Source organism: Sinomonas atrocyanea (assembly GCF_030811715.1).
Lineage (GTDB): Bacteria > Actinomycetota > Actinomycetes > Actinomycetales > Micrococcaceae > Sinomonas > Sinomonas atrocyanea_A.
On record NZ_JAUSRH010000002.1, the window covers coordinates 480,245 to 494,343 of the forward strand.

13 protein-coding genes are annotated in these 14,099 nt (G+C 72.6%); 9 read left to right on the forward strand and 4 right to left on the reverse strand.

All coding sequences use genetic code 11. From position 1 onward, the window contains the following. Window positions 1-6 precede the first annotated feature (6 nt). The 9 genes from infB (at window position 7) to J2W21_RS05065 (ending at window position 10,661) form a co-directional block, all read left to right on the forward strand. Window positions 7-2,862, forward strand: a complete 2,856-nt coding sequence (infB, locus tag J2W21_RS05025) for a translation initiation factor IF-2 (RefSeq protein WP_307113404.1) — start codon at window positions 7-9, stop codon at window positions 2,860-2,862. 117 nt (window positions 2,863-2,979) lie between these two features. Continuing rightward, entirely contained in the window at window positions 2,980-3,468 is a 489-nt protein-coding gene (gene rbfA, locus J2W21_RS05030) for a 30S ribosome-binding factor RbfA (RefSeq protein WP_307113405.1), read from the forward strand. Between the two features lie 117 nt (window positions 3,469-3,585). Beyond that, window positions 3,586-4,470, forward strand: a complete 885-nt coding sequence (gene truB / locus J2W21_RS05035) for a tRNA pseudouridine(55) synthase TruB (protein ID WP_307113406.1) — start codon at window positions 3,586-3,588, stop codon at window positions 4,468-4,470. A 1-nt stretch (window position 4,471) separates the two neighbouring features. Next, window positions 4,472-4,840 (forward strand): hypothetical protein, encoded by a 369-nt coding sequence (locus J2W21_RS05040; RefSeq protein ID WP_307113407.1) that lies wholly within the window; start codon window positions 4,472-4,474, stop codon window positions 4,838-4,840. Then, complete coding sequence (locus J2W21_RS05045) at window positions 4,837-5,310, forward strand: hypothetical protein (protein ID WP_307113408.1); 474 nt, start codon at window positions 4,837-4,839, stop codon at window positions 5,308-5,310. The genes J2W21_RS05040 and J2W21_RS05045 overlap by 4 nt, the downstream gene beginning before the upstream one ends. Window positions 5,311-5,347: 37 nt before the next feature. Beyond that, window positions 5,348-6,385, forward strand: a complete 1,038-nt coding sequence (locus J2W21_RS05050; protein WP_307113409.1) for a bifunctional riboflavin kinase/FAD synthetase — start codon at window positions 5,348-5,350, stop codon at window positions 6,383-6,385. A 170-nt stretch (window positions 6,386-6,555) separates the two neighbouring features. After that, window positions 6,556-6,825 (forward strand): 30S ribosomal protein S15, encoded by a 270-nt coding sequence (gene rpsO / locus J2W21_RS05055; protein WP_066497233.1) that lies wholly within the window; start codon window positions 6,556-6,558, stop codon window positions 6,823-6,825. A 229-nt stretch (window positions 6,826-7,054) separates the two neighbouring features. Next, window positions 7,055-9,295, forward strand: coding sequence for a polyribonucleotide nucleotidyltransferase (locus J2W21_RS05060; protein WP_307113410.1), 2,241 nt, complete (start codon window positions 7,055-7,057; stop codon window positions 9,293-9,295). Between the two features lie 4 nt (window positions 9,296-9,299). Then, a complete protein-coding gene (locus J2W21_RS05065) occupies window positions 9,300-10,661 on the forward strand; it encodes a M16 family metallopeptidase (RefSeq protein WP_307113411.1) in 1,362 nt (453 codons plus the stop codon). Between the two features lie 102 nt (window positions 10,662-10,763). Here the strand turns inward: J2W21_RS05065 and J2W21_RS05070 are convergent, their stop codons facing one another. The 4 genes from J2W21_RS05070 to J2W21_RS05085 form a co-directional block, all read right to left on the reverse strand. After that, on the reverse strand, window positions 10,764-11,630 hold the full coding sequence (locus J2W21_RS05070) for an ABC transporter permease (RefSeq protein WP_373423062.1): 867 nt from the start codon (window positions 11,628-11,630) through the stop codon (window positions 10,764-10,766). Then, complete coding sequence (locus J2W21_RS05075) at window positions 11,617-12,666, reverse strand: ABC transporter ATP-binding protein (RefSeq protein ID WP_307113412.1); 1,050 nt, start codon at window positions 12,664-12,666, stop codon at window positions 11,617-11,619. The genes J2W21_RS05070 and J2W21_RS05075 overlap by 14 nt, the downstream gene beginning before the upstream one ends. Next, window positions 12,663-13,733 (reverse strand): DUF2092 domain-containing protein, encoded by a 1,071-nt coding sequence (locus J2W21_RS05080; protein ID WP_307113413.1) that lies wholly within the window; start codon window positions 13,731-13,733, stop codon window positions 12,663-12,665. Before J2W21_RS05080 ends, J2W21_RS05075 begins: the two co-directional genes overlap by 4 nt. An 88-nt stretch (window positions 13,734-13,821) precedes the next feature. Beyond that, window positions 13,822-14,094: a MoaD/ThiS family protein gene (locus J2W21_RS05085; RefSeq protein ID WP_307113501.1), complete on the reverse strand. Its 273-nt coding sequence runs from the start codon at window positions 14,092-14,094 to the stop codon at window positions 13,822-13,824. Window positions 14,095-14,099 lie beyond the last annotated feature (5 nt).

Consider the following 14,099-nt stretch of genomic DNA (forward strand, 5'->3'; position numbering starts at 1 on the left):
AGAAATGTGGCCAAGGTCCGCGTACACGAGCTCGCCAAGGAGCTCGGTATCACCTCCAAGGACGCCGTTGCCAAGCTCGCTGAGCTGGGCGAGTTCGTGCGTTCCGCGTCCTCGACGATCGAGGCGCCCGTCGTGAAGAAGCTTCGCGACGCCTACCCCGCCGACGGCGCGAAGGCGAAGGCCAGCGACAAGCAGGCCCGCCCCGCCGCCAGGCCGTCCGCCGGTGCTCCGACGCCGGGACCGTCGCGTCCCGCGCCGTCCCCGCGCCCGGCAGCCGCGCCCTCGCCCGCCCCGGCCCCCAAGGCCGAGGCTCCCGCGGCGACCCCGCGACCGGCCGCCGAGGCCGAGCGTCCCGCTGCGGAGGCGCCCCGGCCCGCCGCCGAGGCCCCGCGTCCCGGCGCCCGTCCGGCCCCCCGGCCTGCCGCTGGCGGCCGCGGTGCGACTCCCGGCCCGCGTCCGAGCGGTCCGCGCCCCGGCAACAACCCGTTCTCGTCCTCCCAGGGCATGCAGCGCCCCGGGCGCGACGGCGACCGCGCACCCCGTCCGGGCAACAACCCGTTCGCGTCCTCGCAGGGCATGCCCCGTCCCGGCGGCGGCCGCGACGGCGACCGCCCCGGCGGCCCGCGCCCGTCGGCGCCGCGCCCCGGCGGCACCTCCGGCATCCCGCGTCCCGGTGCACCCCGCCCGGGTGCTCCGCGTCCGGGTGCCCCGCGTCCCGGTGGCACGGGCGGACCCCGCCCGGGCGCCCCGCGTCCCGGCGGCACCGGCGGACCCCGCCCGAACCCCGGCATGATGCCCCCGCGCACCGAGCGTCCCCAGCCGGGTGCCCGTCCCGCGGGCACCGGTGGCCGGGGCCCGAACCGTCCCGGCGGCGGCGGCGGTCCCGCCGGCGGCGGCTTCGGCAAGGGCGGCCGCGGTCGCGGCGGCACCCAGGGCGCCTTCGGCAAGGGCGGCGCCGGACGTGGCAAGCAGCGCAAGTCGAAGCGTGCCAAGCGCCAGGAACTGGAGCAGATGAGCGCACCGTCGCTCGGCGGCGTCTCGGTGCCCCGTGGCGACGGCAGCACGATCGTGCGCCTGCGCCGCGGCGCGTCCATCACGGACTTCGCCGAGAAGATCGATGCGAACCCCGCCTCGCTCGTCACGGTGCTGTTCCACCTCGGTGAGATGGCCACCGCGACCCAGTCCCTGGACGAGGAGACCTTCTCGGTCCTCGGCGAGGAGCTCGGCTACAAGATCCAGGTCGTCTCGCCGGAGGACGAGGAGCGCGAGCTGCTCGAGTCCTTCGACATCGACCTCGAGGCCGAGCTCGAGGCGGAGACCGACGAGGAGCTCGAGGCCCGCCCGGCCGTCGTGACCGTCATGGGCCACGTCGACCACGGCAAGACCCGCCTCCTCGACGCGATCCGCAACACCAACGTGGTGGAGGGCGAGCACGGTGGCATCACGCAGCACATCGGTGCCTACCAGATCGCGTTCGAGCACGATGGGCGCGAGCGCAAGCTGACCTTCATCGACACCCCGGGCCACGAGGCGTTCACCGCCATGCGTGCCCGTGGTGCCCAGGTGACCGACATCGCGGTGCTCGTCGTGGCCGCGGACGACGGCGTCATGCCGCAGACCGTCGAGGCGCTCAACCACGCCCAGGCGGCCGGTGTGCCGATCGTCGTGGCGGTGAACAAGATCGACAAGGAGGGCGCGAACCCGGAGAAGATCCGCGGGCAGCTCACCGAGTACGGTCTCGTGCCCGAGGAGTACGGCGGCGACACGATGTTCGTGGACGTCTCCGCGCGCCAGAACCTGCACATCGACGACCTGCTCTCGGCGGTCCTGCTCACGGCGGACGCCGCGCTGGACCTGCGGGCGAACCCGAACAAGGACGCCCGCGGCGTGGCCATCGAGGCCAACCTCGACAAGGGCCGCGGTGCCGTCGCGACCGTCCTCGTGCAGTCCGGAACCCTCCACGTCGGCGACACCATCGTCGCGGGCACGGCCCACGGACGCGTCCGGGCCATGTTCGACGAGGACGGTGAGGCCGTCGAGGCCGCGCTGCCGTCCCGGCCGGTCCAGGTGCTCGGCCTGTCCTCGGTGCCGCGCGCCGGCGACACGTTCCTCGTGACCGAGGACGAGCGCACCGCGCGGCAGATCGCCGAGAAGCGCGAGGCAGCGGATCGCAACGCCCAGCTCGCCAAGCGCCGCAAGCGGATCAGCCTCGAGGACTTCGACCAGGCTGTGGCCGAGGGCAAGATCGACACCCTCAACCTCATCCTCAAGGGCGACGTGTCCGGTGCCGTCGAGGCGCTCGAGGACTCGCTGCTCAAGATCGATGTGGGCGAGGGAGTCCAGCTCCGCGTCATCCACCGCGGCGTCGGCGCGATCACCCAGAACGATGTCAACCTCGCCACGGTCGACAACGCGATCATCATCGGCTTCAACGTCAAGCCGGCCGAGCGCGTTGCCGAGCTCGCGGACCGGGAGGGCGTGGACATGCGCTTCTACTCGGTCATCTACGCGGCGATCGAGGACATCGAGCTCGCGCTCAAGGGCATGCTCAAGCCGGAGTACGAGGAGGTCCAGCTCGGCACTGCCGAGGTCCGGGAGATCTTCAAGTCCTCCAAGTTCGGCAACATCGCCGGCTCGATCGTCCGCAGCGGCCTCATCCGCCGCAACGCGAAGGCCCGCGTGCTGCGCAAGGGCGTCGTGGTGGGCGACCGGCTCAGCATCGAGTCGCTCAAGCGGTTCAAGGACGACGCGACCGAGGTCCGCGAGGGCTACGAGTGCGGTATCGGGCTCGGGTCGTTCAACGACCTCCAGCTCGAGGACATCATCGAGACGTTCGAGATGCGCGAGAAGCCGCGCGTCTGACGCGCCCCGATGGGCGGGGCCCCGGGCAGCCGGGGCCCCGTTCGCACGTCCGTAGCGAGCGATTCCCTGTGGATCGCTGCGCCGAGACGACAAGCACCCGAGACGATAGGAGGGACCATGGCCGATCCGGCCCGCGCCGCGCGGCTCGCGCAGCGCATCAAGGTGGTCGTGGCAGAGGCCCTGCGCAGGGCCGTCAAGGACGAGCGCGCCGAGGCGATCACGATCACCGACGCCCGCGTCACGAACGACCTCCAGCACGCCACGGTGTACTACACCGTCCTGGGCGACGCCGCCGCGGCGACGGGGGCCCGCGAGATCCTCGATGCGAAGAAGGGCGTGCTCCGGCGCGAAGTGGGACGCAACCTCACCATCCGCCTCACGCCGACCCTCGAATTCGTGGCCGACGAGGTTCCCGTCAACGCCTCCCACGTCGAGGACCTGCTCCGGCAGGCCCGCGAGCGCGACGCCGAGGTGGCCCGACTCGCCCAGGGCGCCCGGCCCGCGGGTGACGCCGACCCCTACCGCAAGGCCGATGAGGCCGGTGCGGAGGCCGACGACGACTCGTACGACGACGGGTTCGACGACGTCGAGCCGCGCGAGGACTGACGCGCAGGCAGCCAGCAGCACCGCGCGACGACGGGGCGGTGCCACCGCGATGTGGTGGCACCGCCCCGTCGTCGTACGTGGGCGGGAGCGCGGCTGGCGCTCCATATACTGGGAGGCGTGCTTTCTGGACTGGTGATCGTGGACAAGCCACGCGGGTGGACGAGCCACGACGTCGTGGGAAGGGTCCGCCGCCTCGCGGGGACCCGCAAGGTCGGGCACGCGGGGACGCTCGATCCCATGGCCACGGGGGTGCTCGTCGTCGGGATCAACAAGGCGACCCGCCTGCTCTCCCACATCGTCGGCACCGAGAAGACGTACAGCGCCACCATCCGGCTCGGGCAGCGCACGGTGACGGACGACGCCGAGGGCGAGGTCCTCGAGGAGCGCATCGCGGCGGCCGTGACCGAGCAGCAGATCCGGGACGCGGCAGCGAAGCTCACCGGGAACATCCTGCAGGTCCCCAGCAGCGTCAGCGCCATCAAGGTCGCCGGCGAGCGCTCCTACGCCCGCGTCCGCGCCGGCAAGGAGGTCGCCCTCGAGGCGCGGCCCGTGACGATCCACTCCTTCGACATCCACGCCGTCCGCCGGGAGCGCGGCGGGAAGCTCCAGGACGTGGACGTGACGGTGCGCTGCTCCTCCGGCACCTACATCCGGGCCCTCGCCCGTGACCTCGGCGCCGACCTCGGCGTGGGCGGCCACCTCACGGCGCTGCGCCGCACGCAGGTGGGCCCCTACCGGATCGAGCAGGCGCACACGCTCGAGGAGCTCGCCGGCTCGCTCACCGTCCTGCCGCTCGCGGACGCCGCCCGCTCGCTCCTGCCGGTCCGCGAGCTCAGCGACGGCGAGACCGTGGAGCTGTCCTACGGGCGCCGCATCCCCGCGACGGGATCGGCGGAGCTCACCGCCGCGTTCGCGCCCGACGGCGAGCTGGTCGCCCTCCTGAAGGACGTCGGCGGCCAGGCCAAGCCCGAGCTCGTGTTCGCCGCGCACGGCGAGGCCTGAGGTGGACCCGTTCTTCCTCGTCGGCGCGGTCCTGTGCGCGCTCTCCCTGATCCTGTGCGTGGCCGCGGTCGTCACCAAGACCTATCCGGGGGACGCGGCGATCGTGTCGGTGGCCGTCGTCGAGCTCTTCCTCGTCGTCTACGGCATCGGAGCCGGGATCCGGCAGGCCGGGGGAGAGGCCGTGCGGGGGGAGCCGTGGGAGTTCTGGGGGTACCTCGCGACCGCGCTGATCGTCCCGGTCGCGGCCTTCTGGTGGGCGATCGCGGACCGCACCCGGTGGAGCAACGCAGTGCTGGCCGCCGTGCCGGTGACGATCTTTGTGATGCTGTTCCGCATGGAGCAGATCTGGAACGGAGCACCTTTCTCATGACCTCTGCCGAGCCGTCCTCCAAGCCCGGGCACCGTCCCGAGCACTCGCCCAGGACCCGCAGCGTGGGCCTGGGCCGCATCCTCGTGGCCGTCTACGGCGTCTTCGCGCTGTCGGCGACGGCGCGCGCCGGGTACCAGATCGCCACGAAGTTCTCGGAGGCGCCGCTGGCCTACCTGCTCAGCGCGGTCGCCGCGGTCGTCTACATCGTCGCGACGGTCTCGCTCGCGCGCCGGGGCGTCACGAGCTGGTACGTGACCCTCGGGGCGATCCTGGTCGAGCTCGTGGGCATCCTGGCGGTCGGGACGGCCAGCGTGGTGGACGCCTCGGCGTTCCCCCATGACACCGTCTGGAGCGGGTTCGGGCGCGGCTACGGCTACGTGCCGCTCGTGCTGCCCTTCCTCGGCCTCGCGTGGCTCCTGTACCACCGCCCGCGGGCCGAGGCGGCGGCTGTCACCGACGGCGGCCGGTAGTCTTGTCAGGCACGCATAGGGCGACGAGGCGAGGACGATGGTCTTGATCTGGCACGGAGTGGACGAGATTCCGGAGGATTTCGGCCCGACGGCGGTCACCATCGGCAACTTCGACGGGGTCCACCGCGGCCATCAGCAGGTCCTCGCGCGCCTGCTGTCGACGGCGCGGGAGAGCGGCAGCCGCGCCGTCGCCGTGACGTTCGACCCGCACCCCGCGCAGGTGCACCGCCCCGACACCGCACCCCACCTCATCATGGGGATCGAGGACCGGCTCGCGGCGCTCTCCGGCTACGGGCTCGATGCGATCCTTGTCCTGCACTACACCCTCGACTTCGCGCAGCAGAGTGCCGAGGACTTCGTCCGCAGCATCTTCGTGGACGCCCTGCACGCCTCGCACGTGGTGGTCGGCCACGACGTCCGCTTCGGACGCGGCAACGCGGGCGACCTCGCCGCGATGCAGGAGCTGGGGGAGCGGTTCGGCTTCGGCGTCGTGGTCGTCGAGGAGTTCACCGAGCAGGCACCGCGGCACCGCGCCGACCCGCTGCCCTCCGCCGCTGAGGCGGCCGACGACGCCGAGGAGCGCCGCTGCTCCTCGACCTGGGTGCGCGAGGCCCTCGAGTCGGGCGACGTGCGCACCGCGGCCGAGATCCTCGGCCGGCCCCATGCGATGCACGGGGCCGTGGTCCACGGCGCCTCCCGAGGGCGGGCGCTCGGGTTTCCGACCGCGAACCTCTCCCATGACGCCGCGGGCCACGTCCCGGCCGACGGGATCTACGCCGGCTGGCTCATCGACGAGGCCGGCACCCGCTGGCCCGCGGCGATCTCCGTGGGTTCGAACCCGACGTTCGCAGGAGTTGCCCGTCAGGTCGAGGCCCATGTGATCGACCGCCCCGACGAGGCGCCCGAGGACTTCGACCTCTATGGGCAGAACGTCGTCGTCGAGTTCGTCGACCGCCTGCGCGGCATGGTCGCCTACCGCGGACCCGAGGCGCTCGTGGAGCAGATGAAGCTCGACGTCGACGCGGCGCGCCACGTCTTGGCCGCTTCCGGACAGGGCGGCGCCCCCGTCCGCTGAGGCAGCGTGTTTCGACACAGTGGGGCCTGAACCGATAGAATTCTCGGTGGCCCTCGCTGCAGTCCGTGGCGGCCTGGGCCGCACCGGCCCCGCGGCTGCGGGAACGCATGCCGGTGTTCCCCGGGGACGCAGCGTCCAGCGGGCCGCACGGCACGAAACGAGGAGTTCCAATGGCTTTGGATCCCGCCGTCAAGCAGGAAATCATCAAGGAATACGCGACGAAGGAAGGCGACACCGGGTCCCCCGAGGTCCAGATCGCCGTTCTCACCAAGCGCATCAAGGACTTGACTGAGCACATGAAGCAGCACAAGCACGACTTCCACACCCAGCGCGGCCTGCTCGCGCTCGTGGGTCGCCGCAAGCGCATGCTCGCCTACCTGCACGACACCGACATCGCGCGCTACCGCTCGCTCATCGAGCGTCTCGGCCTGCGCCGGTAGTCTGGGAGCAGTCCGCCCGTCCGCGTCCAGGCGCGGGCGGGCGGCCAGCTTCCCCCACGCCCCGCTGCAGGCGGGGCACGACAACAGAACCACCATCAGGAGGCACCGGCGGCCTGCGGTCCTCGGTAGTGGCCCTTGAGGGCGTCCCGAAGCGGACGCGCCAAGGGCCTCGATCGAAGACCGGGTTCCGGATTGCCTCCGCCACACAAGGAAACGGAGGTGCTCTCCTATGGAGGGTCCCGAGATCCAATTCTCTGAGGCCGTCATCGACAACGGCCGCTACGGCCAGCGCGTCGTCCGCTTCGAGACCGGCCGCCTCGCCAAGCAGGCCGCCGGCGCGGCCATGGCCTACATCGACGATGACACGGCCCTGCTCTCGGCCACCACGGCGGGCAAGTCCCCGCGTGAGGGCTTCGACTTCTTCCCCCTCACCGTGGACGTCGAGGAGCGCATGTACGCCGCGGGACGCATCCCCGGCTCGTTCTTCCGCCGCGAGGGCCGCCCCTCGACGGATGCCATCCTCGCGTGCCGCCTCATGGACCGCCCGCTGCGCCCGGCCTTCGTCAAGGGCCTGCGCAACGAGGTCCAGGTCGTGGTGACGGTCCTGGCGATCAACCCGGACGAGCTCTACGACGTCGTCGCGATCAACGCCGCCTCGATGTCCACCCAGCTCGCCGGCCTGCCGTTCTCCGGCCCCATCGGCGGCGTGCGCGTGGCCCTCGTCCACGACGAGCAGGGCGCCCAGTGGGTCGCGTTCCCGAAGCACTCGCAGCTGCAGAAGGCGACGTTCGACATGGTCGTCGCCGGGCGCATCGCCGGCGATGACGTGGCGATCATGATGGTCGAGGCCGAGGCCACCGACCACTCGTGGAACCTCATCAAGGACGAGGGCGCCACGGCCCCGACCGAGGAGGTCGTCGCCGAGGGCCTCGAGGCTGCCAAGCCGTTCATCCGCGCCCTCTGCGAGGCCCAGCAGGACCTGGCCGACCGCGCCGCGAAGCCGACCGCCGAGTTCCCCGTCTTCCTCGACTACGAGGCCGACGCGTACGACGCCGTCGAGGCCGCCGCCGCTGCCAAGCTCGCCGAGGTCTTCCAGATCGCCGACAAGCAGGAGCGCGAGGCCGCGTCCGACGCGCTCAAGGCCGAGGTGCTCGCCCAGCTCGCCGGCCAGTTCGAGGGCCGCGAGAAGGAGATCTCCGCCGCGTTCCGCTCGGTGACCAAGAAGGTTGTCCGCCAGCGCATCCTCACCGAGCAGGTCCGCATCGACGGCCGCGGCCTGACGGACATCCGCCAGCTCACGGCCGAGGTCGAGGTGCTCCCGCGGGTCCACGGCTCGGCGATCTTCGAGCGGGGCGAGACCCAGATCATGGGTGTCACGACGCTGAACATGCTCAAGATGGAGCAGCAGATCGACTCGCTCTCGCCCGAGACGCACAAGCGGTACATGCACAACTACAACTTCCCGCCGTACTCCACCGGCGAGACGGGCCGCGTGGGCTCCCCGAAGCGCCGCGAGATCGGCCACGGCGCCCTGGCCGAGCGCGCGCTCGTGCCCGTGCTGCCGTCCCGCGAGGAGTTCCCGTACGCGATCCGCCAGGTGTCCGAGGCCCTCGGCTCCAACGGCTCGACGTCGATGGGCTCCGTGTGCGCCTCGACCCTGTCGCTGCTCAACGCCGGTGTGCCGCTCAAGGCCCCGGTCGCCGGCATCGCCATGGGCCTCGTCTCCGACGAGGTGGACGGCCAGACCCGCTACGCGGCCCTCACCGACATCCTCGGTGCCGAGGACGCGTTCGGCGACATGGACTTCAAGGTCGCCGGCACCTCCGAGTTCGTCACCGCGATCCAGCTCGACACCAAGCTCGACGGCATCCCCGCCTCGGTCCTGGCCGCCGCGCTCAAGCAGGCCCGCGAGGCCCGCCTGCACATCCTCTCGGTGATCAACGCCGCGATCGACCGGCCGGACGAGCTCTCCGAGTTCGCGCCCCGGATCATCGCGATCAAGATCCCCGTGGACAAGATCGGCGAGGTCATCGGCCCCAAGGGCAAGATGATCAACCAGATCCAGGAGGACACGGGCGCCGACATCTCGATCGAGGACGACGGCACCGTGCTCATCGGCGCGACCGACGGCTCCTCGGCCGAGGCCGCCCGCGCCGCCGTGAACGCGATCGCGAACCCGCAGCTGCCCGAGGTCGGCGAGCGCTACCTGGGCACCGTCGTCAAGACGACCACGTTCGGCGCGTTCGTCTCGCTCACGCCGGGCAAGGACGGCCTGCTGCACATCTCCGAGCTGCGCAAGCTCGCCGGCGGCAAGCGCGTGGACAACGTCGAGGACGTCGTCTCCGTGGGCCAGAAGGTCCAGGTCGAGATCACCAAGATCGACGACCGCGGCAAGCTCTCCCTCGCCCCCGTCGTGGCCGAGGCCGACGCCGCGGGCCAGAGCGAGGCGTCTGCGGAGGTCGAAGCGTAGCCGCATGGCAACAGTCGAACTGCCGCTGACCTCAGGCCAGCTCGTGGACGGCGCTCCGGCGTCGACCACGATCTTCGGGAAGGATGGCGGCGCCGTGGTGCGCCGGTCCATCCTTCCCGGGGGCGTGCGTGTCCTCACGGAGGCGATGCCGGGCCAGAGGTCGGCGTCGATCGGCTTCTGGGTGGGCGTGGGCTCCCGGGACGAGGCCCTCGGACAGCACGGGGCCACGCACTTCCTCGAGCACCTGCTGTTCAAGGGCACCCAGCGCCGCACCGCCCTCGAGATCGCCTCGGCGTTCGACGAGGTGGGCGGCGAGTCGAATGCCGCGACGGCCAAGGAGAGCACGTGCTACTACGCACGGGTGCTCGACACGGACCTGCCCATGGCCATCGACGTGATCGCGGACATGATCACCTCCGCCGTCCTCGACCCGGATGAGCTCGAGCAGGAGCGCGACGTCATCCTCGAGGAGATCGCCATGGACGGCGACGACCCGACCGACGTGGCCCACGAGCACTTCGTCGCGGCGGTCCTGGGCGACCACCCGCTCGGCCGCCCGATCGGCGGCACGCCCGAGGCCATCCGGGCGGTGCCGCGGGACTCGGTGTGGGAGCACTACCGCCGCTACTACCGCCCCGATGAGCTCGTCATCACCGCGGCGGGCGGCCTCGAGCACGACGCCGTGTGCTCGCTCGTGCTTGACGCGCTCCAGGGCGCGGGCTGGGACCTCGGGTCGGAGGCGGCCCCCGTCGCCCGCCGCTCCGCGGCGCCGGCGGCCATCACGGGCCAGCCGGGCCTGAGCGTCGTCAAGCGGCAGGTCGAGCAGGCGAACGTGATCATGGGATGCCCCTCGATCACCGCGACGGATCCGCGCCGGTACGTCATGAGTGTGCTGAACGCGGTCCTCGGCGGCGGCATGTCCTCGCGCCTGTTCCAGGAGATCCGCGAGAAGCGCGGGCTCGTCTACTCGACCTATTCGTTCGCCTCCGCGTACGCCGACGCCGGGTACTTCGGCATCTACGGCGGCTGCGCGCCGGCGAAGGTCCCGCAGGTCCTGGCCCTCATGGCGGCCGAGCTCGAGAAGCTCGCCGAGCACGGCATCACGGACGAGGAGCTGCGCAAGGCTGTCGGCCAGCTCTCGGGCGGGATCGTGCTCGCGCTCGAGGACACGGGCTCGCGGATGTCCCGGCTGGGCCGTGCCGAGCTCGTCTCGGGAGAGTTCCAGGACATCGAGGAGACCCTCGCGCAGATCGGTGCGGTCACGGCGGCCGAGGTCCAGGACCTCGCCCGCGTGCTCGCAACCGCTCCGCGCACCACCACGGTGGTGGGCCCGTTCGAGGAGACGGAGACCTTCGGCCTGGCCTGAGAGCTGACCACAAGGGACATGACCCCTCAACGTAGGGACATGACCCCTCATCGATCCACGGTGAGGGGTCATTTCCCTGTTCTGAGGGGTCATGTCCCTGCGTCAGGCGAGAATGTCCTTCGTGGTGAACCGGCCGTAGGCGAGGGCGCCGAAGAGCGCAATGTACCCGGCCTGCAGCCACGCGTTGGCGGCGAACGAGTCCCACGAGACCGGGTCGCGCAGGAAGTCGGCGAGCCCGAGCCAGTGGTCGGTGAAGAGCCAGGGGTGCAGCCAGTCGAGCTGGTCGAGCGCGTCGAGGATCTGGGAGACCACGGCGAGAACCGCCGTCGCGGCCATCGCCCCGACCGGCACTCCGGTCAGGGTCGAGGCGAACAGCCCGATCGCGGCGAGCCCGAGCAGGGAGACGGTCGCGTAGCCGGCCATGAGCAGCAGCCGACCGAACGATTCGGCCGGCCCGATCTGTGTCCCGGACAGGAGCGTCGCCTGTCCGAGCGGGAACAGCGCCAGGCCCACCGCAGTGCCTCCGAGGACGACGGCGATCCCCGCCGCCGCGCAGAACACGGCAGAGCTGAGGTACTTCACCACGAGCAGCCGCACGCGGCCGGCGGGGGCGAGGAGCAGGTAGCGCAGCGTCCCGAGGCTCGCCTCCCCGGCGATCGCGTCGCCGGCGACGACGCTGACGGTCAGCGGCAGGAACAGCGGCGTGCAGACCACGAGCCCCACGACCCCGGCGAAGAGGCCGTTGTCCGTGATCTGCTCGAGGAAGGCAGGCCCGCGGCCGCTCGGGGGACGGCCGGGCGAGAACTTCACCGCGAGCCCGATGAGGACGGGAACCGCCGCGAGGGCTGCGAGCATGGCCCACGTCCGCCAGCGCCCGAACAGGACCCGCAGCTCCGAGGCGAGCAGCCGCCCGGTGTGGGTGCCCGCACGGGTGCGCGCGCCCTGGCCGGAGGCCTCAGCCCGCGACATCGAAGCCCTCCCCGGTCAGCTCGACGAACCGCTCCTCGAGCGTCGTGGCCTCGGCAGTGAACCCGCGCACCCGGACCCCGGCATCGACGAGCGCCGCGACGAGGTCCTCTGGCGGGGGAGTCCCTCCGTCCTGCGCTGCGGTCCCCACCGGCCCCCCCGCGTGGGCCGGGCCTGCCGCGGGCGGCGGGGCCCCGCCGTCGTGCGCGGGCACCGCGGCGACGACCGTTCCCGGACCGCCGGGCTCGACATGCAGGCCGAGCCGCCGCAGCACGTCCGCGGCCGCGGCCGTGTCCGGCGTGCGCACCTCGATCCGCGGACGCGCGCCCGCGCGCAGCGCGTCGAGGGTTCCCTGGGCCACGAGCTGCCCGGCGCGCAGCACGGCGGCGTGGGTGCAAATCTGCTCGACCTCCGCCAGCAGGTGGCTGGAGACGAAGACCGTGGTGCCGTCCTCCGCGAGGGAGCGGATCAGGCCCCGGACCTCGCGGGTCCCCTGCGGGTCGAGGCCGTTCGTCGGCTCGTCCAGGACGAGGAGATCGCGGGGGGCGAGCAGCGCCGCGGCCAGCCCGAGCCGCTGCTTCATTCCCAGCGAGTACGCGTGGACCTTCTTCTCCGCCGCGTGCGAAAGCCCCACCCGATCGAGAGCCGCGCCCACCCGGGCGCGGCGGGTGGCCCGGGCCGTCAGCGGGTCGGCGGCGTCGAACCGGGCCAGATTGGCGGCGCCGGTGAGGAAGGGGTAGAACGCGGGCCCCTCCACGAGGGCCCCGACGCGCGGGAGCACGCTCCGCCCCGCGCGAGGCATCGGCTGGCCGAGGACCTCGGCGTGCCCCGAGCTGGGTGCCACGAGCCCCAGCAGCATCCGGATGGTGGTCGTCTTGCCCGAGCCGTTCGGGCCGAGGAACCCGAACACGGCGCCGCGCGGCACCTCGAGGGCGAGGCCGTCCACGGCCTTGCGGGCGCCGAAGCGCTTCGTGAGGCCCTGGGTGCGGATGGCAGCGCCCTCGGGCCGGGTCCGCGCGGCGTCGGGCCCTCCCGTCACTTGGCGGCCGCTGCCTCGAGGGCCGCCGCGGGGACAGCCCCGGCGAGCACGCGCCCGTCGTCCATGAGCAGGACGGTGAACAGCGAGGTGCTGATCAACCGGCCGCCGGCGACCGGCGCGGCGAGCTGCTTCATGAGCGGCTGGTCCTTGAGCCCGGCGGGCACCTTGTCCGCCGGGATGACGGTGATGGTGTCCCAGCCGCGCGGCGTGCCGGCGGCCGGGGCATGCTGGGCCTTGGCCTGCCGGTGCTGCGTTCGCGCGGGGAGCTGCTGCTGCGTGACCTTCGCCCCGGCGGGCGGGGTGAAGGCGAAGACGGAGGCCTCCGGCGCCGACAGCGTGAGCCGGGTGAACGCGGCGTGGAATGCCGCCGCGTCCTGGCCCTTCGCGTACACGTCCACGGCAAGTGGCAGCCCGGTCTGCGCCTCGACCGCGATCCGCACGGAGGCGACGAGGGTGCCGGCGGCCTTCGGAGTGAGCACGAGCGTGTAGGCGCTGTGGCCGGCGACCGTGGCGGGCTGGGCGAGGGAGACGTCCGTGCTCGGCCCGGCGGCGGCCAGGAGCCGCTGCGCGAGCTGGTCCGGAGAGACGGCGGAGGCACCGGGCGCAGTGGCTCCGGCTGAAGCAGGCAGGACGGCGTGGGTCACGGCGTGCGCCGCGGAGTCGTAGGTCCACAGGTCGCTGCCGTTGCGGACGGCGTCCCGCTCGGCGAGCTGGTCGAGGACCTGCACCCGTTCGCGCGTGGGACCGTCGGCGTAGACCTTGGCGGTGTGCGCGCTCGTGAGCAGCTCCAGCGCCGCGGCCTCGGAGCCGAAGGACGCGCTGCCCTTCGCGGCGCCGAGCGCCTGGCCGGGGATCGAGGGCAGCCCGAGGTCCGAGCTCTGCTCGACCGTGCCGGAGAACTGCCGGGCGGTGTGGCCGGCTGCGAGCGCGAGGACCTGCTCCGGGGTCGCGGGCGGGGGCGGGGATCCGGCGGTTGCGCCGGTGGCGAGCAGGCCCACGGCCACCACGGCGGGGACCGCCGCGGCGGGGATCCAGCGGAGCCAGCGGCGCTGGGTGTCGGCGTTCATGGAGACCTCCGGGGAAGGAACCTTTGTCTCAACGCTACGCCGGTCGCAGGCGCCTGTCGTCATCCCTGCGGCGGATCTCGGCGCGCGCTCAGCCGCCCGCGAACGGGGGAAGGACATCCACCACGTCGCCGTCCGCGAGCACGCGCGCGCGGTCGCGCACGGCCACCTCGTTTACGAGGAAGGTGCATCGGCGCAGCACGTCGGCGAGCGGCGGGGCGCCCGTGCTCGGGGAGGCGGGGACGCGGACGACGGCCAGGGCGGCCTCAAGCGCGTCGGCGAGGCTCGCGCCCTCGGGCGCCGCCAGCGACTCCTCGGGCCTGCCGGCGGCGGCCTGGGCCGCGGCGTAGTAGCGCACGGTGATCTGCA

Bases quoted from the DNA above. Each gene is read 5' to 3' on its own strand.
- rbfA (WP_307113405.1), top strand. From the start codon at position 2,980: ATGGCCGATCCGGCCCGCGCCGCGCGGCTCGCGCAGCGCATCAAGGTG.
- J2W21_RS05045 (WP_307113408.1), top strand. From the start codon at position 4,837: ATGACCTCTGCCGAGCCGTCCTCCAAGCCCGGGCACCGTCCCGAGCAC.
- J2W21_RS05050 (WP_307113409.1), top strand. From the start codon at position 5,348: ATGGTCTTGATCTGGCACGGAGTGGACGAGATTCCGGAGGATTTCGGC.
- rpsO (WP_066497233.1), top strand. From the start codon at position 6,556: ATGGCTTTGGATCCCGCCGTCAAGCAGGAAATCATCAAGGAATACGCG.
- J2W21_RS05060 (WP_307113410.1), top strand. From the start codon at position 7,055: ATGGAGGGTCCCGAGATCCAATTCTCTGAGGCCGTCATCGACAACGGC.
- J2W21_RS05065 (WP_307113411.1), top strand. From the start codon at position 9,300: ATGGCAACAGTCGAACTGCCGCTGACCTCAGGCCAGCTCGTGGACGGC.
- J2W21_RS05070 (WP_373423062.1), bottom strand. From the start codon at position 11,630: ATGTCGCGGGCTGAGGCCTCCGGCCAGGGCGCGCGCACCCGTGCGGGC.
- J2W21_RS05080 (WP_307113413.1), bottom strand. From the start codon at position 13,733: ATGAACGCCGACACCCAGCGCCGCTGGCTCCGCTGGATCCCCGCCGCG.